Source organism: Enterobacter sp. FUJ80071 (genome assembly GCF_038739915.1).
GTDB lineage: Bacteria > Pseudomonadota > Gammaproteobacteria > Enterobacterales > Enterobacteriaceae > Enterobacter > Enterobacter kobei.
Genome location: NZ_JBBXKH010000001.1, coordinates 4,614,142 through 4,634,966 on the forward strand (window position 1 = coordinate 4,614,142; position 20,825 = coordinate 4,634,966).

The 20,825-nt window shown below is 55.3% G+C and carries 22 protein-coding genes; 10 read left to right on the forward strand and 12 right to left on the reverse strand.

Going from position 1 to position 20,825, the window contains the following annotated elements:
• Window positions 1–78: 78 nt before the first annotated feature.
• Window positions 79–564, forward strand: a complete 486-nt coding sequence (rraA, locus tag AAER43_RS22360) for a ribonuclease E activity regulator RraA (RefSeq protein WP_014885702.1) — start codon at window positions 79–81, stop codon at window positions 562–564.
• 76 nt (window positions 565–640) lie between these two features.
• Here the strand turns inward: rraA and zapB are convergent, their stop codons facing one another.
• Window positions 641–880 carry a septal ring assembly protein ZapB gene (zapB, locus tag AAER43_RS22365; RefSeq protein WP_008501806.1) on the reverse strand — a complete coding sequence of 80 codons (240 nt, stop codon included), beginning with the start codon at window positions 878–880 and terminating at the stop codon, window positions 641–643.
• A gap of 399 nt (window positions 881–1,279) precedes the next feature.
• On the opposite strand from zapB, the gene AAER43_RS22370 reads away from it, so the two are divergent.
• From AAER43_RS22370 to fpr, 4 genes are all read left to right on the forward strand, one after another.
• The gene (locus AAER43_RS22370; RefSeq protein WP_050862894.1) at window positions 1,280–2,125 is read left to right on the forward strand and encodes an MIP/aquaporin family protein; all 846 of its coding nucleotides are present in this window, start codon (window positions 1,280–1,282) and stop codon (window positions 2,123–2,125) included.
• A 21-nt stretch (window positions 2,126–2,146) separates the two neighbouring features.
• Window positions 2,147–3,655, forward strand: a complete 1,509-nt coding sequence (glpK, locus tag AAER43_RS22375; RefSeq protein ID WP_014885706.1) for a glycerol kinase GlpK — start codon at window positions 2,147–2,149, stop codon at window positions 3,653–3,655.
• Window positions 3,656–3,772: 117 nt separating this feature from the next.
• A complete protein-coding gene (gene glpX / locus AAER43_RS22380; protein ID WP_050862893.1) occupies window positions 3,773–4,783 on the forward strand; it encodes a class II fructose-bisphosphatase in 1,011 nt (336 codons plus the stop codon).
• A gap of 96 nt (window positions 4,784–4,879) precedes the next feature.
• Window positions 4,880–5,626, forward strand: coding sequence for a ferredoxin--NADP(+) reductase (gene fpr, locus AAER43_RS22385; protein WP_014885708.1), 747 nt, complete (start codon window positions 4,880–4,882; stop codon window positions 5,624–5,626).
• On the opposite strand, the gene AAER43_RS22390 is transcribed toward fpr, so the two are convergent.
• Window positions 5,627–6,046 (reverse strand): DUF805 domain-containing protein, encoded by a 420-nt coding sequence (locus tag AAER43_RS22390; RefSeq protein WP_023331602.1) that lies wholly within the window; start codon window positions 6,044–6,046, stop codon window positions 5,627–5,629.
• Window positions 6,047–6,158: 112 nt separating this feature from the next.
• Here AAER43_RS22390 and AAER43_RS22395 point away from each other — a divergent pair, with 112 nt between their 5' ends.
• Window positions 6,159–6,755 (forward strand): DUF1454 family protein, encoded by a 597-nt coding sequence (locus AAER43_RS22395; protein ID WP_014885710.1) that lies wholly within the window; start codon window positions 6,159–6,161, stop codon window positions 6,753–6,755.
• Between the two features lie 111 nt (window positions 6,756–6,866).
• A complete protein-coding gene (gene tpiA, locus AAER43_RS22400; protein WP_003862019.1) occupies window positions 6,867–7,634 on the forward strand; it encodes a triose-phosphate isomerase in 768 nt (255 codons plus the stop codon).
• A gap of 81 nt (window positions 7,635–7,715) precedes the next feature.
• Here the strand turns inward: tpiA and AAER43_RS22405 are convergent, their stop codons facing one another.
• The 6 genes from AAER43_RS22405 to cpxP all read right to left on the reverse strand — a co-directional run bounded on the left by AAER43_RS22405 (window position 7,716) and on the right by cpxP (window position 13,854).
• Window positions 7,716–9,020, reverse strand: a complete 1,305-nt coding sequence (locus AAER43_RS22405; RefSeq protein WP_014885711.1) for an SLC13 family permease — start codon at window positions 9,018–9,020, stop codon at window positions 7,716–7,718.
• 73 nt (window positions 9,021–9,093) lie between these two features.
• Window positions 9,094–9,837, reverse strand: coding sequence for a CDP-diacylglycerol diphosphatase (locus tag AAER43_RS22410; RefSeq protein ID WP_014885712.1), 744 nt, complete (start codon window positions 9,835–9,837; stop codon window positions 9,094–9,096).
• A gap of 107 nt (window positions 9,838–9,944) precedes the next feature.
• On the reverse strand, window positions 9,945–10,934 hold the full coding sequence (locus AAER43_RS22415) for a sulfate ABC transporter substrate-binding protein (RefSeq protein WP_014885713.1): 990 nt from the start codon (window positions 10,932–10,934) through the stop codon (window positions 9,945–9,947).
• Window positions 10,935–11,163: 229 nt separating this feature from the next.
• On the reverse strand, window positions 11,164–12,126 hold the full coding sequence (gene pfkA / locus AAER43_RS22420) for a 6-phosphofructokinase (RefSeq protein WP_014885714.1): 963 nt from the start codon (window positions 12,124–12,126) through the stop codon (window positions 11,164–11,166).
• A gap of 174 nt (window positions 12,127–12,300) precedes the next feature.
• On the reverse strand, window positions 12,301–13,194 hold the full coding sequence (fieF, locus tag AAER43_RS22425) for a CDF family cation-efflux transporter FieF (RefSeq protein WP_014885715.1): 894 nt from the start codon (window positions 13,192–13,194) through the stop codon (window positions 12,301–12,303).
• Between the two features lie 153 nt (window positions 13,195–13,347).
• Window positions 13,348–13,854 carry a cell-envelope stress modulator CpxP gene (cpxP, locus tag AAER43_RS22430; protein ID WP_023331606.1) on the reverse strand — a complete coding sequence of 169 codons (507 nt, stop codon included), beginning with the start codon at window positions 13,852–13,854 and terminating at the stop codon, window positions 13,348–13,350.
• Between the two features lie 150 nt (window positions 13,855–14,004).
• Here cpxP and cpxR point away from each other — a divergent pair, with 150 nt between their 5' ends.
• Entirely contained in the window at window positions 14,005–14,703 is a 699-nt protein-coding gene (cpxR, locus tag AAER43_RS22435; protein ID WP_006179159.1) for an envelope stress response regulator transcription factor CpxR, read from the forward strand.
• Window positions 14,700–16,073, forward strand: coding sequence for an envelope stress sensor histidine kinase CpxA (gene cpxA / locus AAER43_RS22440; RefSeq protein ID WP_014885717.1), 1,374 nt, complete (start codon window positions 14,700–14,702; stop codon window positions 16,071–16,073). Before cpxR ends, cpxA begins: the two co-directional genes overlap by 4 nt.
• Before the next feature lie 53 nt (window positions 16,074–16,126).
• Here the strand turns inward: cpxA and yiiM are convergent, their stop codons facing one another.
• Together yiiM and sodA are read right to left on the reverse strand one after the other, a co-directional pair.
• On the reverse strand, window positions 16,127–16,801 hold the full coding sequence (gene yiiM, locus AAER43_RS22445; protein WP_014885718.1) for a 6-hydroxyaminopurine reductase: 675 nt from the start codon (window positions 16,799–16,801) through the stop codon (window positions 16,127–16,129).
• A gap of 71 nt (window positions 16,802–16,872) precedes the next feature.
• The gene (gene sodA / locus AAER43_RS22450) at window positions 16,873–17,493 is read right to left on the reverse strand and encodes a superoxide dismutase [Mn] (protein ID WP_004203668.1); all 621 of its coding nucleotides are present in this window, start codon (window positions 17,491–17,493) and stop codon (window positions 16,873–16,875) included.
• Between the two features lie 289 nt (window positions 17,494–17,782).
• On the opposite strand from sodA, the gene rhaT reads away from it, so the two are divergent.
• Window positions 17,783–18,817, forward strand: coding sequence for an L-rhamnose/proton symporter RhaT (gene rhaT / locus AAER43_RS22455; RefSeq protein ID WP_014885719.1), 1,035 nt, complete (start codon window positions 17,783–17,785; stop codon window positions 18,815–18,817).
• On the opposite strand, the gene rhaR is transcribed toward rhaT, so the two are convergent.
• Window positions 18,818–19,666: an HTH-type transcriptional activator RhaR gene (rhaR, locus tag AAER43_RS22460; RefSeq protein WP_023336471.1), complete on the reverse strand. Its 849-nt coding sequence runs from the start codon at window positions 19,664–19,666 to the stop codon at window positions 18,818–18,820.
• 72 nt (window positions 19,667–19,738) lie between these two features.
• Window positions 19,739–20,572, reverse strand: coding sequence for an HTH-type transcriptional activator RhaS (rhaS, locus tag AAER43_RS22465; RefSeq protein ID WP_050862892.1), 834 nt, complete (start codon window positions 20,570–20,572; stop codon window positions 19,739–19,741).
• Between the last annotated feature and the right edge of the window lie 253 nt (window positions 20,573–20,825).

Sequence of the window (20,825 nt, forward strand, 5' to 3'; positions counted from 1 at the left end):
TTAACAATTGATGATTTTGCCAACAACGCATTTAGCACGATATACTGAACACATTCGCAGCAACTGAGCGGTAAACCTATGAAATACGATACCTCCGAGCTTTGTGACATCTACCAGGAAGATGTCAACGTCGTTGAACCGCTGTTCTCCAACTTTGGTGGACGGTCGTCGTTTGGCGGACAAATCGTCACGGTGAAATGTTTCGAGGACAACGGGTTGCTGTACGATCTGCTCGAACAGAACGGTCGTGGCCGCGTTTTGGTCGTCGATGGCGGCGGTTCCGTGCGTCGCGCTCTGATAGATGCAGAGCTGGCCGGCATTGCCGTGCAGAACGAGTGGGAAGGCATTGTGGTGTACGGTTCCGTGCGCCAGGTGGACGATCTCGAAGACCTGGATATCGGGATTCAGGCGATTGCGGCCATTCCGGTAGGCGCAGCGGGTGACGGTATCGGTGAAAGCGACGTCCGCGTCAATTTTGGCGGCGTGACCTTCTTCTCCGGCGACCATCTCTACGCTGATAACACCGGGATTATTCTTTCGGAAGATCCGCTGGATATTGAGTAATAAAACAGTAAGCGTAAATCATAAAAAAACCGCCAATAACAATGTGGCGGTTTTTTTGTCCCTCGGGCAATGGGAATCAGACTTCTTCCATACGTCCCAGCAGCGCCTGCAGGCGATCCTGCCAGCCGTTCTGCTGTTCGCGCAGCTGGTTGTTTTCACGCTCCAGTTCTTCGCGGCTGTGCTGCGCGTTCTGCACTTCCTGCGCCAGGCTGTTGTTTTTCTCTTTCAGCTCTTCAATTTCCATTTGCAGCAGCGTGATGGTGTCAATCGCCTGCTGTACTTTCGATTCCAGTTTCTCAAACACTTCTAAAGACATGATGCTACCTCTCCTGAATTGCAAGGCGACGCTTTAACGTAAACGCGCACGACATATTCCATCGATTGTATGGAGCGCGGCGCTCTGTGTCCAGCGACACGCCGCGCAGATCGCGGTTTGCAACACTTTTCGGTCTCGTCCTGGTGCGTTCGCGGCATATACCACTAAGTTGTTAACTCATTCGTTAATGAAATGATTCAGCTCACATTCCATTTCTGATGCAAAAACGCGCTTTATGGCGCGAAAACGCTCATTTTATTGACGCAAACCACACATTTTGATTTCGATATTTCTCGTTTTTGCTCGTTAACGATAAATTAACACTATGTCTACAGGGCATCGTGGCTGTCACGGGCGACCACGCTAACAATAAACATCAATTTCTTCAGGATTCCGATTATGAGTCAGACATCAACCTTAAAAGGCCAGTGCATTGCCGAGTTCCTTGGTACCGGGTTGTTGATATTCTTCGGAGTGGGCTGTGTCGCTGCACTGAAAGTGGCGGGTGCCAGTTTTGGTCAGTGGGAAATCAGTATCATCTGGGGTCTGGGCGTGGCGATGGCCATCTACCTGACTGCAGGGGTTTCTGGTGCACATCTTAACCCGGCGGTGACTATCGCACTGTGGCTGTTCGCGTGCTTCGACGGACGCAAAGTTGTTCCCTACATTCTTTCTCAGTTTGCCGGCGCGTTTTGTGCAGCGGCGTTAGTTTACGGGCTTTATTACAATCTTTTCATCGACTTCGAACAGACGCATCATATGGTGCGCGGCAGCGTCGAAAGTCTGGATCTGGCAGGCATCTTCTCAACCTATCCAAACCCGCATATCAATTTTGTGCAGGCGTTCGCAGTTGAAATGGTGATTACCGCTATTCTGATGGGCGTTATCCTGGCGCTGACCGACGACGGAAACGGCATTCCGCGTGGCCCGCTGGCACCTTTGCTGATTGGTCTGCTGATTGCGGTGATCGGCGCATCCATGGGCCCGCTGACCGGGTTTGCGATGAACCCGGCGCGTGATATCGGACCGAAAGCCTTCGCGTTTATCGCGGGATGGGGCGACGTGGCCTTTACTGGCGGGAAAGATATCCCTTACTTCCTGGTACCGCTGTTTGCGCCGGTAGTTGGGGCTGCGCTGGGCGCGTTTAGCTACCGCAAATTAATTGGTCGCCACTTACCGTGCGACACCTGTGTGGAAGAGGAGAAGGAAACGACTTCTACCGCACAACAAAAAGCTTCGCTGTAATCTGACTACGGGACACATACCATGACCGAAAAAAAATATATCGTTGCGCTCGACCAGGGCACTACCAGCTCCCGCGCTGTCGTAATGGATCATGACGCGAACATTGTCAGCGTGTCTCAACGTGAATTTGAGCAAATTTACCCTCGTCCAGGCTGGGTAGAACATGACCCAATGGAGATCTGGGCTTCACAAAGCTCAACGCTGGTTGAAGTACTGGCGAAAGCCGATATCAGTTCCGACGAGATTGCCGCTATCGGTATTACCAACCAGCGTGAAACGACGATTGTCTGGGAACGCGAAACCGGTAAGCCTATCTACAACGCTATTGTCTGGCAGTGCCGCCGTACTTCAGAAATCTGTGAACAGCTGAAGCGTGACGGGATGGAAGAGTACGTGCGCAGCGCCACCGGTCTGGTGGTTGACCCGTACTTCTCCGGCACCAAAGTGAAGTGGATCCTCGACCACGTGGAAGGTTCACGCGAGCGTGCAAAACGCGGCGAGCTGCTGTTCGGGACCGTTGATACCTGGCTTATCTGGAAGATGACCCAGGGACGCGTTCACGTCACCGACTACACCAACGCCTCGCGTACCATGCTGTTCAACATCAACACCCTGGAGTGGGATGACAAGATGCTGGACGCGCTGGATATCCCACGCGCGATGCTGCCTGAAGTGCGCAAGTCTTCAGAAGTCTACGGTCAGACCAACATTGGCGGTAAAGGCGGCACCCGTATTCCTATCGCCGGTATCGCCGGTGACCAGCAGGCGGCACTGTTCGGCCAGCTGTGCGTCAAAGAAGGGATGGCGAAGAACACCTACGGCACCGGCTGCTTTATGCTGATGAATACCGGTGAGAAAGCGGTGAAATCAGAAAACGGCCTGCTGACCACCATCGCCTGCGGCCCTCGCGGTGAAGTGAACTACGCCCTGGAAGGTGCGGTGTTTATGGCGGGTGCATCTATTCAGTGGCTGCGTGACGAGATGAAGCTGATTAGCGATGCCTTCGACTCCGAATACTTTGCGACCAAAGTGAAGGACACCAACGGTGTGTACGTGGTGCCAGCGTTCACCGGCCTGGGCGCACCGTACTGGGATCCCTATGCACGCGGTGCGATTTTCGGTCTGACGCGTGGTGTGAACTCGAACCACATTATTCGCGCCACCCTGGAATCCATTGCCTACCAGACGCGCGACGTGCTGGAAGCGATGCAGGCAGACTCCGGCATTCGTCTGCACGCCCTGCGCGTGGACGGCGGCGCGGTAGCGAATAACTTCCTGATGCAGTTCCAGTCCGACATTCTGGGTACCCGCGTTGAGCGCCCTGAAGTGCGTGAAGTCACGGCGCTGGGTGCGGCGTATCTTGCCGGTCTGGCGGTAGGCTTCTGGCAGAACCTGGACGAGCTGCAGGAAAAAGCGGTTATCGAGCGCGAGTTCCGCCCGGGCATCGAAACCACCGAGCGCAACTTCCGCTACAGCGGCTGGAAGAAAGCAGTGAAGCGCGCCCTGGCGTGGGAAGAGCACGACGAGTAATCCTATATTCCCTCTCCCATGAGGAGAGGGTGAGGGGCCCAGACAGCACCGGTCCCCTCTCCCCTCCCCACTCTGTGATAAACTTCGTGCAATTCCTTTTGATTGCACGAGTACCTCATGAAACGTGAACTTGCTATCGAGTTTTCCCGCGTCACCGAAGCGGCCGCCCTCGCAGGCTATAAATGGCTGGGGCGTGGCGACAAAAATACCGCGGACGGTGCTGCTGTCCATGCCATGCGCATTGTACTTAACCAGGTCAACATCGACGGCACTATCGTCATCGGCGAAGGCGAGATCGACGAAGCGCCAATGCTCTATATCGGTGAAAAAGTCGGTACCGGCAAAGGGGATGCGGTGGATATCGCCGTAGACCCGATTGAAGGCACCCGCATGACGGCGATGGGTCAGGCCAACGCGCTTGCGGTTCTGGCCGTGGGCGATAAAGGCTGCTTCCTTAACGCGCCGGATATGTACATGGAAAAGCTGATAGTCGGTCCTGCTGCGAAGGGCGCAATCGACCTCAGCCTGCCGCTGGAAGAGAACCTGCGCAACATCGCCAGAGCCCTGGGCAAATCCCTGAGTGAACTGACCGTGACGATTCTGGCAAAACCGCGCCACGACGCCACCATCGCGCAGATGCAAAAGCTCGGCGTGCGCGTGTTTGCCATTCCGGATGGCGATGTTGCCGCCTCAATTCTGACCTGCATGCCGGACAGCGAAGTAGACGTGCTGTACGGCATCGGCGGTGCGCCGGAGGGCGTGGTCTCGGCGGCGGTGATCCGCGCGCTGGACGGCGATATGCAGGCGCGCCTGCTGCCCCGCCATGAGGTGAAAGGCGACAGCGACGAGAACCGCCGTATCGGTGAAAACGAGCTGGCGCGCTGCGAAGCAATGGGTATCGAAGCCAATAAGGTTCTCGCGCTGAATGAAATGGCACGCAGCGACAACGTTGTCTTCTCCGCCACCGGCATCACCAAAGGTGACCTGCTGGACGGCATCACCCGCAAGGGCAATATGGCGACCACCGAAACGCTGCTGATCCGCGGTAAATCGCGCACCATTCGCCGCATTCAGTCCATCCACTATCTCGATCGTAAAGACCCGGACGTACAGACGCACATTCTGTAAAACCGTTTGATCGATAGAGCTTTCCGGCCCGAAGGGGCTGGAAATGTTTCCCACAAGTACGGAAGATAGAACAGAGAAACAGCACAGGAGAAGATCATGGCGGACTGGGTAACAGGTAAAGTCACAAAGATAGAGTTCTGGACCGATGCGCTATTTAGTCTCACCCTGCATGCTCCCGTTCACCCGTTTAAGGCCGGACAATTTGCGAAGCTGGGGCTGGATGTCGACGGCGAACGCGTGCAGCGCGCCTACTCTTACGTTAACGCGCCGGATAATCCGGATCTTGAGTTCTATCTGGTGACCGTCCCGGACGGCAAACTCAGCCCGCGCCTTGCCGCCCTTAAGCCCGGCGACGATGTGCAAATTGTGAGTGAAGCAGCAGGTTTCTTTGTACTCGAAGAGATCCCTGATTGTGACACGCTCTGGATGCTGGCAACCGGCACGGCCATTGGCCCCTACCTCTCCATTCTGCAATATGGCAAAGACCTTGAGCGCTTTAAAAACATCGTGCTGGTGCATGCTGCGCGCTACGCCGCAGACCTGAGCTACTTGCCGCAGATGCAGGCGCTGGAACAGCGATATGGCGGGAAGCTGAAAATTCAGACCGTCGTCAGCCGCGAAACCGTAGCAGGTACGCTGACCGGTCGCGTGCCGGCGTTAATTGAGAGTGGTGTGCTGGAAAACGCAGTGGGTTTGCCGATGACTGCCGATACCAGCCACGTCATGCTGTGTGGTAACCCGCAGATGGTTCGGGATACGCAACAGCTTCTGAAGGATACCCGGCAGATGACGAAACATCTTCGCCGCCGACCGGGTCATATGACCGCCGAACACTACTGGTGATCAGCGGTACTTCACCTCAAGGGTGTCTTTACCGTATTTATTTTCGCTCTGGGTGCCGATAAACGCGCCCAGATCGACAATCATCATCACGAAGATAACGGACGGCAGCAGTCTGCCCACCACCCAGGGAAGAATGGACGGCAGCATCCCCCAGTTCCCTGCGACCAGCATCCACGCCAGAATAATCAGAAAGGCCCACGCGCCGGAACGGCCACGATCGTGAAGACGCTTCACCACCACGGCCGCCGTTGGCCACAGCAAACAGACCAGCGCAAAAGCCGCCGTTTGCGTGCTCAACCAGGCATTGTACGCAACGAAAAACAGAAGCAGCATGGCGACAACCCACGTCACCATCCAGACCCAGAAATCACGGCGTCCGATACGCCCTTTGAATGAAAACAGCCACTGCTGTATGGTCATGTAAGGTTCCTTATTATCATTTAGTCCGCATTTTACCCTGGAGTTGTGACCTTTTGACAAGCCGGGCAGATATCGTTTTAATCATGAGCACTTACGGCCAGGGGCAATGTTGATGAAAAGTTCGGCACACACTCTCTTCCTGTGTATAGCAATGCTTGGCGCGGGTTTTCCGCTGCACGCCGCCGACACGTCGGCCCCTACCACAGCACCCTATTTGCTGGCAGGCGCGCCGTCGTTCGATCAATCCATCAGTCAGTTTCGTGAAACCTTCAATCAGACCAACCCTACGTTGCCGCTGGATGAGTTTCGCGCGATTGATAGCTCTCGTGATACCCCAACCCTGACCCGCGCGGCGAGCAAGATAAACGAAAACTTGTATGCCTCCACGGCGCTGGAGCGTGGGACGTTAAAAATCAAAAGCATGCAAATCACCTGGCTACCGATCCAGGGCCCAGAGCAGAAAGCGGCAAAAACGAAGGCGCAGGAGTACATGAGCGCGGTATTACAGGCGTTTACGCCCGCGCTGACGAAAAAGCAAAGCCAGCAAAAGCTGCAAAAGCTGCTGGCCGCGGGTAAAAACAAGCGGTACTACGCCACAACTGAAGGGGCAATTCGCTATGTGGTGGCGGATAACGGCGAAAAAGGACTGACCTTCGCAGTTGAACCGATTAAGCTGGCGCTATCTGACACCCTCGGCGGGGCGAATTAATGACAAAAAGCAAAGCCTTTCGAGGGAAAATCTCTATACTGATTCACAGACCATGCTGCCCGACAGGGCGGCCATATTCCTTAATTCGCTTATTTAGCGTGGAGAATTGAAATGCGACATCCTTTAGTGATGGGTAACTGGAAACTGAACGGCAGCCGCCACATGGTAAACGAACTGGTTGCGAACCTGCGTAAAGAGCTGGCTGGCGTAACGGGCTGCGCGGTTGCTATCGCTCCGCCGGATATGTACCTGGATCTGGCTAAACGCGCCGCTGACGGCAGCCACATCATTCTGGGTGCACAGAACGTTGACGTTAACCTGTCTGGCGCGTTCACCGGTGAAACTTCCGCTGAAATGCTGAAAGATATCGGCGCAAAATACATCATCATCGGCCACTCAGAGCGTCGCACCTACCACAAAGAATCCGACGAGTTCATCGCGAAGAAATTCGCTGTGCTGAAAGAGCAGGGTCTGATCCCGGTTCTGTGCATCGGTGAAACCGAAGCAGAAAACGAAGCGGGCAAAACCGAAGAAGTGTGCGCACGTCAGATCGACGCGGTTCTGAAAACGCAGGGCGCAGCAGCGTTCGAAGGTGCAGTCATTGCTTACGAGCCAGTCTGGGCGATCGGTACCGGCAAATCTGCAACGCCAGCGCAGGCTCAGGCCGTGCACAAATTCATCCGTGACCACATTGCTAAAGCCGATGCGAAAGTGGCTGAGCAAGTGATTATCCAGTACGGCGGTTCCGTAAACGCTTCCAACGCTGCTGAGCTGTTCACCCAGCCAGACATCGATGGCGCGCTGGTTGGCGGTGCATCCCTGAAAGCTGACGCTTTCGCGGTGATCGTTAAAGCGGCAGAAGCGGCTAAACAGGCGTAATTGCCTTTGCGGCGGGTGGCGCTTCGCTAACCCGCCCTACGCTCTTCTCCTCCCTCTCCCTTCGGGAGAGGGTTGGGCGGACTACACTTTCCCCAGCAAGCTAAACCACAGATAATCCAGCGGCAGCAGCACCAGATACGTCGCAACGGCCAGCGCCAGACAGAGCATCATCCCCGCCTTTGCAGGCACCTTCCCTAGCCCCATCGCCACAACAATCGGCGACGCCTGATACGGCAGCAGCGGCGTGGAATAACCCAGTACCTGAATCATAATCACCGACAGCAGCGGGAAGCCGGTGGCATCTGAGAAGCTCTGTGCCAGGGTGGTATACAGCGCCGGAACGCCGTTGGCAGTCATAATGAAGTTGAGCGCGGTGGTGATACCGGTCAGCGCCAGGAAACTGGTGAACGGTTTGTCTGCGTCCAGCGGCATAATGCGGAGCAACGCTTCGCCCACCGCCGTACCGATACCGGTTTGCGTCACCACGATGGCTAGCCCAAGAATACCTGCCACATAGAGACAGGTACGCATATTCACCCCCGCAGAAAACTCTTCCCCGGTGATAAAACCAACGCGCGGCAGCATAACGATGACGGACGCCGCCAGCCCAGTCCATGCCGGCCCAATACCATGCCAGCTCTCCGTGACCCACATCACCAGCACCACCGCCAGCAGCCAGGCGAGGCGCTTTTCATCCTGCCCCATGGGTTCAGATGGCGCCAGATCCTTCGGCGGTTTTGGGCTGCCGGGGAATAACCAGCAGATGAGGCCAATCAGGATCAGTCCTTTGAGAATGCCCAGCACTGGGGTGTGCAGCAGCAGATACGGAACATAGTTCAGGTGGATGCCGTACGAGCCTTCCGCCGCACCGCTCATCACCAGGTTAGGGACGTTAGCAGGCAGGATAGTTGCCGAGAGCTGGAAAGTGCCGAACCCCACAGCCAGCGCCAGACCAAACCAGGCGCGGGAACCGTCAGGGATGCCGGCACGTTTCGCCATCGCCGCAACAATCGGCATCAGCAGCGCAATACGCCCCATATTCGACGGCATCACAAACGCCAACGCATAGCTCAGCAGCACCACACTCGCAACCATCAATATCCAGGAATCGGTAAGCTTTGCTGACAGCGCCCGGGCGGCCCTGTCAGCCAGACCGGTTTTACGGATCGCCACCCCCAGTACAAAACCGCTGAATACCAGCCAGAAAGCCGACGAGGCAAAGCCGCCGAAAATGACTTCCGGCGGGGCGATTCTGGCGGCCATCGCTGCCGTGAAAAACAGCAGCGCGGTGATAAATTCTGGCAATAGCGACGTCGCCCATAGCACGATGGTGACGCCAACAATCAACGAAGGCAGCAGCAGAGGATGAGATAACCAGAGCGACATACCTGTCTCCTGTAGATTTTTTCAGCAAGTCTACGGCGACAGGCAGGACGAGTAAACGCTATTTATGGTGGGGTCACTTCAGGATAGTACATTGATGATCCTGCAATTCCTCAGCCGAGGCGCGGTTAAGCATGAGCAGGTTTCGCTCGGTCGCCAGCAAAACAAACGAACCATCCGACTGCTGCGCCATCGCCAGCGCAAAGCGCCCCATGTGGTCGCGCGCTTCGGGTAGCTCTTCCGCCAGCATCATAAACGGGCTGCGCTGGACCAGTTCATTCTCCGTTACCCGTCGGGCAAGATACTCGTGCCCCTCCAGCCCACCGGGTAGAGGTAGCCACTGGGTGCTGATGTCGCCCTGTGCCGCATTGAGTTTCTCACGTACGTCCGGGCGCAGACAGGAGATATGAATATGGAAATGGTTCTGCGTACGGCCAGTCGGCGAGTTAATCGTCAGTGAAATGGCGCTGTCAGGCACCTCAGATCCCCGCTTCAGGGTCATAAAGCTGCGCGACTGCCACGCAAGCCAGAAGAAATTTGGCGTGTGAGGCTCGGTCAGGAGCGGGCTTTCGGTTCCATTAATGCGGTATGTCGGCATCAGCAGATACTGCAACGGCCCGTTGCGGTCTTTAAATACGACATAGCCCGCATCAGGCTTCACCTGTGCGCAGGGTGCCGGGTTACGGTGTTGCAGTTGATTAGGCAGGCACTGGTCGAGAACGATATGACGCAACGCATTCGGATTACCCGCTTTTATCCAGTACACGCCGCCAGCGGCAAGGGCGATGATAATAAGGATCAATAAGATAATTTTTTTCACAACGCGTTCCCTGTTTTCGATAGAGGCGAAAGAGTAACGCAAAATGATGACCAAATAAAAAACCCGGTGGATTTCTCACACCGGGTCACCGTGCCGTTTGATAACGCTTAGCGCTGGCTAATCTGGTCGAAGGTGCCGCCATTAGAGAAGTGCTCTTTCTGCGCTTTCGTCCAGCCGCCGAACACATCATCAATGGTGAAGAGCTTCAGTTTCGGGAATTCCCCTTCATATTTCTTCGCAACAGCCGCATCGCGTGGACGATAGTAGTTTTTCGCCGCAATTTCCTGGCCTTCAGGCGAGTAGAGATATTTCAGGTAGGCTTCCGCCACCGCTTTTGTCCCTTTCTTATCAACCACTTTGTCGACCACGGAAACAGTCGGCTCGGCAAGAATAGACTCGCCTGGGGTCACAATCTCGAACTTGTCTTTGCCCAGCTCGTGGGTGGCCAGCAGGGCTTCGTTTTCCCATGCGATCAGCACGTCGCCGATACCGCGCTCGACGAAGGTGTTGGTGGCGCCACGCGCGCCGGAGTCCAGCACCTCAACGTTTTTGTACAGCGCTTTCACGAACTCCTGCGCTTTGGCCTGGTCACCGTTGTTGTGATGCAGCGCGTAACCCCAGGCCGCCAGGTAGTTCCAGCGAGCGCCGCCGGAGCTTTTCGGGTTTGGTGTAATCACTGACACGCCCGGTTTTACCAGGTCGTTCCAGTCTTTAATCTGTTTCGGGTTGCCTTTACGTACCAGGAAGACGATGGTCGAGGTGTATGGCGCAGAGTTATCCGGCAGGCGTTTGATCCAGTTTTTGTCGATACGACCACGCTCGGCAATGGCGTCGACATCGTAGGCCAGCGCCAGGGTCACCACGTCGGCTTCGATACCGTTGATGACGGAGGTCGCCTGTTTACCGGAGCCGCCGTGAGACTGGCGAACCACGACATTGTCGCCAGTTTCCTGTTTCCAGTGCGCCGCAAATGCTTTGTTGTACTGCTCGTACAGCTCACGCGTCGGGTCGTAAGACACGTTCAGTAACTGGATATCCTTCGCCAGAACGCTGGTCGATGCCAGCAATAATGTTAAACCCACGCCCCATTTATTCATCGCCCGGCTCTCTTGTGTAGTGTTTTGATGAATGCAGCGTGCCAGAAAGCGATTCGATGATTAAAGAATAAAAAAAGATTGGCTATAACGTAGAGGAATAAAAAGAAGAATGTGAGCAGCCAGATGCCCTCACCCCAACCCTCTCCCACGGGAGAGGGAGCAAACATAAAAAACGGTAACCCAAGGGTTACCGTTTTGCATTTACCTTGCCACCGGGCAACAGAGCCGATCAGTACAGTTTTTTCGCGCAGTCCAGCCAGTCACCTTTGAACGGACGCTTCATGTTTTCAATCGCGTCGATGATGTCATGGTGAACCAGTTTTTCGTTCTGAATACCGACGCAACGGCCGCCGTGACCCTGCAGCAGCAGATCGATAGCGTACGCGCCCATACGGGACGCCAGAATGCGGTCGTAAGGGCCAGGGGAACCGCCACGCTGGATGTGACCCAGTACGGTCGCGCGGGTTTCGCGCTTGGTTTCGGCTTCGATGTACTTCGCCAGCTCGTCAACGTCACAGATGTGCTCGGTGATAGCCACGATCGCGTGTTTTTTACCTTTCGCGATGCCGGCTTTGATTTCAGCGACCAGATCTTCACGGCTGAATTCCACTTCCGGAACCACCACGAACTCACAACCACCGGCAATCGCCGCGGCCAGGGTCAGGTCACCGCAGTAACGCCCCATCACTTCAACGATAGAGATACGCTGGTGAGAAGACGAGGTATCGCGCAGACGGTCGATCGCTTCAACAACGGTACCCAGTGCAGTAAAGAAGCCGATAGTGTAGTCAGTACCTTTGATGTCGTTGTCGATGGTGCCCGGCAGACCGATGCACGGGAAGCCCATTTCGGTCAGACGTTTTGCACCCATGTAAGAGCCGTCACCGCCGATAACCACCAGCGCGTCCAGACCGCGTTTTTTCATGTTCTCGATAGCCACTTCACGGATGTGTTCGTCACGGAATTCCGGGAAGCGCGCAGACCCAAGGAAGGTACCGCCACGGTTAATCATGTCGGACACGCTGTAACGGTCGAGCTGAACCATACGATCTTCATACAGACCCAGGTAACCATCATAGATACCAAAAACTTCCAGACCTTCCGTCAGCGCTGCACGGACAACACCACGAATTGCCGCGTTCATGCCCGGCGCATCACCGCCGCTTGTCAACACACCGATTTTCTTAATCATGACTACCTCTGAACTTAGGAATGCAAAATTGAAATCTGTTGCCGGAAGAAACTTATCGACCAACGAATACTGCAAATAGTATATCAATCCCTTCCAGCTGAATTGATTCAGGTCAGACCAAATGGCGGTAATTTATACACAAAATGCTGGCCTGGCTCACTTTTTTACAACCAATTACGAAAGCCCCACGTGTCCGGGTACAACCGAGCAGGGATCCTGGTGAATAATGACGTCTGAACCAGGAAAACGCTGCAAAATTGCCTGCTCGACCTGCTCAGCAATCACGTGAGCCTGTACCAGTGGCAGGTTGTCTTCCATTTCAATATGAATCTGAATAAAGCGGGTCGGCCCTGACTGCCGCGTTCGAAGATCGTGTGCACCGCTGACGCCAGGCCAGGAGGTCACAAGAGAAAAAATTTCATTGCGTTCTGCGTCCGGAAGGGCTCGGTCAAGCAACGATTGCACCGCGTCATACCCCATCCGTAAGGCGCTATACAAAATATAGATGCCGATACCTAACGCAAATAGCGCATCGGCCCGGTGCCAGCCATACCAGGCCAGGCCCAGCGCAATAAGAATTGCCCCATTCATCATAACATCAGATTGATAATGAAGCATATCCGCCCGTACAGCCTGGCTTTGCGTTTTGCGAACCACCCAGCGCTGGAACGTTACCAGAACAAGTGTGCTTATAAGTGCAACGACCGTCACCACTACGCCCACACCGGGATCGTTCATAGGTGTCGGCGAGACGAGATGCTGAATGCCGGTCAAAAACAGGAACAGTGCAGAACCGGAAATAAACATGCTTTGCGCCAGCGCGGCCAGCGACTCCGCTTTACCGTGCCCAAACGTGTGCTCTTCATCCGCGGGCTGCAGTGAATAGCGCACCACCAGCAGGTTGGTCAGCGAGGCGGCAATATCCATTAGCGAATCCACCAGCGCCGCCAGAATACTGACCGAACCGGTATACCACCAGGCAAAGATTTTAATCAGTAACAGGCCAGACGCCACAACGGTTGCCGCAATAGCGGCCCGGCTTACCAGCCTTCCATAGGATTGATTCATAAACGCTCCTGTCATGTCTTGCCGCTAGTATAACGGAAGCATAGGGGGACGGAGGATGAATAAACGGTTAACAAATCAGAATGCGGGGCAAAAAAAAACCCCACATCATGTGGGGGAAGACAGGGATGGTGTCTATGGCAAGGAAAACAGGGTTTACTGGTTACTACGGGTACTGCTATTGCTACTGAAAAGCGTCGCATCCAGGCTTCGCTGCATCCGTGCAACCTCACGCAACTGGTCCATTCGTTGCTGATGTCGGGTGTTCAAAACCGCTTGCTGCTCGGGCGTTAGCAGGTGGAACATCTGGTTACGGACCTTCGCCATCTCTACCTGGCGGGCAACCTGTTCCTGTGCCATTTTTTCGGCCTGAGCGCGTACAGCGCTTTCGTCAAAATTTTCTGCGGTGACAAGGCGATGCATTGTCTCCATTTCGCTAACATTAACAGGGGGCTGGTCGTGTCGTGCCCTCTGCATCAGATCTCGCATCTGTTGACGCTGATGTTCGGTTAAACTTATGCCGTCAAACATATGGCTTTGGCTACTGAGCTGCGTTGCGCCCTCTGGTGAGGGACCGGTATCGCCGTTGATAGCTACAGCGGCCTGGCTAAACGCACTGAACGCCAGCGTTGAGGCCATGACGGCAGCGGTAACTTTGCGCATCACTTGCTCCCAAAATCTTTCGTGTCGCGATTCAACGAGAGACAGTCTACGATTCAGGCTGCAAACATGCGTCAGGGGGTGTAAAACAACGTAAAGTCATGGATTAGATAGCCTTGATGTCGTAATTTCTGCCTCGGAGGTATTTAAACAATGAATAAAATCCTGTTAGTTGATGATGACCGAGAGCTCACATCCCTTTTAAAGGAGTTGCTCGACATGGAAGGTTTCAACGTCCTGGTTGCCCATGATGGCGAGCAGGCGCTGAGTCTCCTTGACGACAGCATCGATTTACTTTTGCTCGACGTCATGATGCCGAAGAAAAACGGTATTGATACGCTGAAAGAGCTTCGCCAGACACACCAGACCCCCGTTATCATGCTGACCGCCCGCGGCAGCGAACTTGACCGCGTTCTCGGCCTTGAGCTGGGTGCGGATGACTATTTACCGAAACCGTTCAACGATCGTGAACTGGTGGCCCGTATTCGCGCTATCCTGCGCCGTTCCCACTGGAGCGAGCAGCAGCAGAATACCGACAACAGCTCACCCACGCTGGAAGTGGACTCCCTGAGCCTGAACCCAGGTCGTCAGGAAGCGAGCTTCGACGGTCAGACCCTGGAGTTGACCGGCACAGAGTTCACCCTGCTTTATCTGCTGGCGCAGCACCTCGGCCAGGTGGTATCGCGTGAACACCTGAGTCAGGAAGTGCTGGGCAAACGTCTTACCCCGTTTGACCGCGCCATCGACATGCACATCTCTAACTTGCGCCGCAAGCTGCCGGAGCGTAAAGACGGTCACCCATGGTTTAAAACCCTGCGTGGTCGCGGCTATCTGATGGTTTCCGCTTCATGATAGGCAGCTTAACCGCCCGCATCTTTGCCATCTTCTGGCTGACGCTGGCCCTGGTTTTAATGCTCGTGTTGATGTTGCCAAAACTCGACTCACGCCAGATGACGGAGCTTCTTGACAGCGAGCAACGTCAGGGCGTGATGATCGAGCAGCATGTTGAAGCGGAGCTGGCAAACGATCCGCCGAACGATTTGATGTGGTGGCGCAGGCTGTTTCGCGCTATCGACAAGTGGGCGCCGCCCGGGCAACGCCTTTTGCTGGTCACCAGCGAAGGCCGCGTCATTGGGGCCGATCGCAATGAAATGCAGATTATCCGTAACTTTATTGGCCAGGCGGATAATGCCGATCACCCACAGAAAAAGAAATATGGTCGGGTAGAGATGGTGGGTCCTTTCTCGGTACGCGATGGGGAAGACAATTACCAGCTCTATTTGATTCGCCCTGCGAGCAGTTCCCAGTCCGATTTCATCAACCTGCTGTTTGACCGTCCGCTCCTGCTGCTGATTGTTACCATGCTGGTCAGCTCGCCGCTGCTGTTATGGCTGGCGTGGAGTCTGGCAAAACCCGCACGTAAGCTGAAAAACGCCGCCGATGAAGTGGCGCAGGGTAACCTGCGACAACACCCTGAGCTGGAAGCGGGGCCACAGGAATTCCTTGCCGCCGGGACCAGTTTTAACCAGATGGTCAGCGCGCTCGATCGAATGATGACCGCACAGCAGCGTCTGCTATCGGACATCTCGCACGAGCTGCGCACCCCGCTTACGCGTTTGCAGCTTGGCACCGCGCTGTTGCGCCGCCGCAGTGGGGAAAGTAAAGAGCTGGAACGTATTGAAACGGAAGCTCACCGCCTGGACAGCATGATTAATGACCTGCTGGTGATGTCACGCAACCAGCAGAAAAACGCGCTGGTCAGCGAAACGGTGAAAGCCAATCACCTGTGGCATGAGGTGCTGGACAACGCGGCGTTCGAAGCGGAACAGATGGGCAAATCGTTCACCGTCAACTTCCCGCCGGGTCCATGGCCGCTGTACGGCAACCCCAACACGCTGGAAAGCGCGCTGGAGAATATTGTGCGTAACGCTCTGCGCTACTCGCATACCAAGATTGAGGTGGCGTTCTCGGTAGATAAAGACGGGATCACCGTTATCGTGGATGACGACGGTCCTGGCGTCAGCCCTGAAGATCGGGAGCAGATTTTCCGTCCGTTCTACCGTACTGACGAAGCGCGCGACCGTGAATCCGGCGGTACAGGTTTGGGTCTGGCAATTGTTGAAACCGCCATGCAACAGCATCGCGGCTGGGTGAAAGCTGACGACAGCCCGCTGGGCGGGTTGCGGTTAACGCTGTGGCTGCCGTTGTATAAGCGTTCATAACTGTATGTGCCGGGTGGCGGCTTCGCCTTACCCGGCCTACTTTCTGCGGAGCACTATTTTCCCCACAATCTCCGCGAATTATCTTCGATCTTGTTGCTTAACCGCCGCTTCTGCATTGTTCTGGTCCAGCTGGTCGATAACCCCGCCGCAGACAGCAACCGATGATATTGTTCATCATCAAACGGCATATGCCAGGCGATGGCGCAGGCGTCATACACCGACACGTCGCTCAGGCGCGAAGCCAGCTCAAGCGGCGCATCCGCCGAAACCTGCCCGGCCAGCACCACACGGTACAGCCAGCCGGTTTTACCCGCGCTTTGCAGCTGGGCCGACATATCCTGAATGCCGAAGTGGTAGTTGAGCTTGAAGCACGGCGAGCGAGGCTGCGTCACCTGAATCAGGGCGTCGCCCCAGCGATAAATATCGCCGATAAACACGTTCTTTTCCGTCAGCCCTTCCGTCGAGAGATTCTCACCAAATGCAGGCGCGACGAAGAGGTCCGCCTGGTCAGGAAATTCGGTTTTCCAGTGCTGATAGTGCTCGCGAGGATAGTGACACAGCGCGCGATCCGGCCCGCCGTGGATTTTCTTTTCGGCCTGCTCATCGCCTGCCAGCCCAAGGTCGGTTAAGGTCAGTTCACCGTCAACCTGCACTTTCGCGATGGCGCTCGGGCGGCTGCCGTCGTACTCCCTTACCTTGCCTGTAAACACATTCACCGGGTAATGCATCGCTGCCTCCATTACGCAGATACAAAAAAAGCGAGTCATCAGACTCGCTTCTCACAGGCGTCAATGCAACCTTATTTTTTAGCGGCGAAACGCGCTGCTGCTTCGTCCCAGTTCACCACATCCCAGAACGCTTTGATGTAGTCAGGGCGACGGTTCTGGAACTTCAGGTAGTAAGCGTGTTCCCACACGTCCAGACCCAGGATCGGGAAGCCGGATGCGCCAGAGATCGCTTCACCCATCAGCGGGGAGTCCTGGTTAGCAGTGGAAACCACCGCCAGTTTGTCACCTTTCAGAACCAGCCACGCCCAGCCAGAGCCGAAACGGGTTGCAGCGGCTTTTTCGAATTCCGCTTTGAAGTTGTCAACGGAGCCGAAGTCACGCTCGATAGCCGCTTTCAGGTCGCCCTGCAGGGTGGTACCGGTTTTCAGGCCTTTCCAGAACAGGCTGTGGTTAGCGTGGCCGCCCGCGTTGTTACGCAGAACGGTTTTCTTGTCCGCTGGCAGCTGGTCCAGTTTAGTGATCAGTTCTTCAGCAGACAGGTTAGCGAACTCTGGCAGGCTTTCCAGCGCAGCATTCGCGTTGTTCACATAGGTCTGGTGGTGTTTAGTGTGATGGATTTCCATCGTCTGCTTGTCGAAATGCGGTTCCAGTGCGTCGTAGGCATACGGCAGGGATGGCAGTGTATAACTCATAATCCTCTCCATTATTGTCGGGCGGCACAGCTGTTAATGCCGCGTAAGCAGTTGGTTCATTATAGTTAATTAAATGATATTGAAAATGATTATCAATGCCGTAGTTTTTGTAAGGTCATTCCTTTTCTGATGAAGCGTGAAAATGTGAATCTGCTCACGCGCTTAACGCGTTGATTGCCATTTAAAACCAAAGTGCGGCAGCCTCCCGAAGGTGGTCGTTCTGCTTAATTTTTACACTCATCGGGTCGGTGGGATGCCATTGACCGATAAAAACGATGAGGACGTAAACATGAATCATGCGATTACGATGGGTATTTTCTGGCATTTGATAGGTGCGGCCAGTGCAGCCTGCTTCTATGCTCCGTTTAAAAAAGTCAGGCAGTGGTCATGGGAAACCATGTGGTCGGTTGGCGGTGTGGTCTCCTGGATCCTGCTTCCCTGGGCCATCAGCGCCATGCTACTCCCGGATTTCTGGGGCTACTTCTCCTCTTTTAACGCCTCCACTCTGCTGCCAGTGTTTCTGTTTGGTGCCATGTGGGGCATCGGCAATATTAACTATGGCCTCACCATGCGCTATCTCGGCATGTCGATGGGGATCGGCATCGCGATTGGCATCACGCTGATTGTCGGCACTCTGATGACGCCCATCCTCAACGGTAACCTCGACGTGTTACTGAATACCGAAGGCGGCAGAATGACGCTGCTGGGCGTGCTGGTAGCGGTTATTGGCGTCGGAATAGTGACCCGCGCGGGCCAGTTGAAAGAGCGCAAGATGGGCATTAAAGCCGAGGACTTTAACCTGAAAAAGGGTCTGCTGCTGGCGGTAATGTGCGGCATCTTCTCCGCCGGAATGTCGTTTGCCATGAACGCCGCCAAACCGATGCACGAGGCGGCCGCCGCGCTGGGCGTCGACCCGCTGTACGTGGCGCTGCCCAGCTACGTGGTGATCATGGGCGGCGGCGCACTGGTTAACCTCGGCTATTGCGTAATTCGTCTGGCAAAAGTTGAGAGTTTGTCGCTAAAAGCCGACTTCTCACTGGCAAAACGGGTCATCATCACCAACGTACTGCTTTCGGCGCTCGGCGGACTGATGTGGTACCTGCAGTTCTTTTTCTACGCCTGGGGACACGCCAGCATCCCGGCACAATATGACTATATGAGCTGGATGCTACACATGAGCTTCTACGTGCTGTGCGGCGGACTGGTGGGTCTCATCTTGAGGGAGTGGAACAATGCCGGACGCCGACCGGTGGGCGTTCTGAGCCTGGGCTGCGTGGTGATTATCATTGCGGCCAACATTGTCGGCCTCGGTATGGCGAACTGATTACGCCGCCCTGCGACTGTGATGACGCCATTGCACCGGCGTCATCCCTACCTCGCGATTAAAGACCACCGAAAAGTAGTTACTGTCCTCAAAGCCGCAGCGCATTGCCACGTCACTGACCATGAACTCTGTATGCTGGAGCAAATACTGGGCGTGGCAAATGCGCAGCTGGCGCAAATAGTGATTTACCGTCATGCCCGTCTGGGTACGGAACTGCTGACGCAGGGCACGTTCGCTGCACTGCTCCTGCTCGCAGAACTTTTCCAGAACAAAGCTTTTATTCAGGCTGGCCGCCAGCGTGGCAATCAGCTTATCGAGCAGGGTCTCCTGCTGCGTGGCGGAGGGGTTATCCGTCTCGTAGCGATGCCGTTTAAGCATCATCACCAGCTGTGCGAAGAGGATCTCCGCCATCGGGTTAGCCAGCGGATCGGTTTTATAGCTCTCCTGTTCAAGGAGGGAAATGGCCTGACGGATGGCAGTCATGCCGCTGCTGCTTAAACGCCAGTGCGGCGAGCCTTTCGCACCGTTGAAGCCGGGAATGCATGCTGCCCAGTCAACGTTAAGGCTGAGCCGATCGGGGCAGTAGATAACGTTCTGTAAAACCAGGTCATTCACCGAGGCGTAGGCGTGTTTATCTTCGGCACGAATGTAAAACAGATCCCCCCGGGTAATGCGGTAAGGCCGATCGTTGAGAATGTGCAGACCGTTGCCGCGCCACACCAGCACCAGCTCATAAAATTCGTGCGTGTGTTCAGCAAAGACGTTTTGCGGATAGCGATCCGCCACCGCAACAGCTTGTTCAGCGGAGGCAAAAAAGTCATCTTTGCGAAGAATTAACGGTGCGGCCACATCACCACCTCAACGGCGAAAACCTGACATTATTACCCGCTTTACGGCAGCAAAACGTTGACTGGGCTCGCGTTACTGTAGTGAGGTGTCCCTCCCCTGGCGAATATCACGCGGAGACCAGCTGAACTCCCGACGAAACAGCGTCGAAAAGTGGTTACTGTCGCCGAAACCGCAGCGATAAGCGATATCCGTGACGCTTTCATCACTGTGGCGAAGCAGGTGGCGCGCTTTTATCAGCCGCAGTCGGTTAAGGTAACGCTGGGGCGTCTGCCCGGTTCGCTGCTTAAGCTGGCGGTGCAGGGTGCGCAGGGAGAGTGAAAAATGACTCGCCAGCATTTCCCAGCAGATATCCTCGGCAAAATGTTCCTCCAGCCAGGCCATCAGCTGGTTCAGGCGGGCTTCGCTGCTCTCCCCCTCCACCGGGTTACTGCGGCGCAACGCCACCAGCAGCTGCATAAACAACATCTCGCGCGTGGCGAGCGCATGCATCTCCTGTCCGTCCTGACTCTGCTCCATCTGGAGCAAAATCTGGCGAACCTGCTGCAGCGTGGCCTGATTCACGCGCCAGTGCGACGGATAATGTCCTTCCTTCTCCTGCGGCAGTAGCTGATGAAGCCCCGCGAGAAACTGGAACGCGTCCGGGGATCGATAGAGCACGTTCGTCAGGCACAGGTTGTCGGTATGCTCATACAGATGCCGATCGTGGTCGCGCACAAAGCAGACTGTGCCGCCGCTGATGGTGTAGGGCTGACCGTTAAAGACATGGATGCCCGTGCCATGCTCAACAATCACGATTTCATGAAAATCATGATGATGCTCCGGGAAAGCCGCCTGCGGCAGCCGCGGCTCTATCGCCACAGGCGAGCCATCCGCCGGAAAAAAGTCCACGCTGTGCAGTACGGTCATAACGCCCCCCACCAATGAGAAATGTTCTCAAAATAGTAAATAAGGCCTCTCACCCTCACCTTAAATTTTCGACAGCAAACGCCGCAAAACCTGCCTGTTTTTCAAGAATAAGCGGGAAAGATCCGGAATTGCGGTCAACGTCACAGTGGCTGAACGGCGCGCCTTCGCGGAAAAGTGTGAACCCCCTCACGTTCATCTTTGCTTTCTTGCCAGCACGGGTTGCGGACTGTCAGTGGCGAGAAGGTGGTCTTTT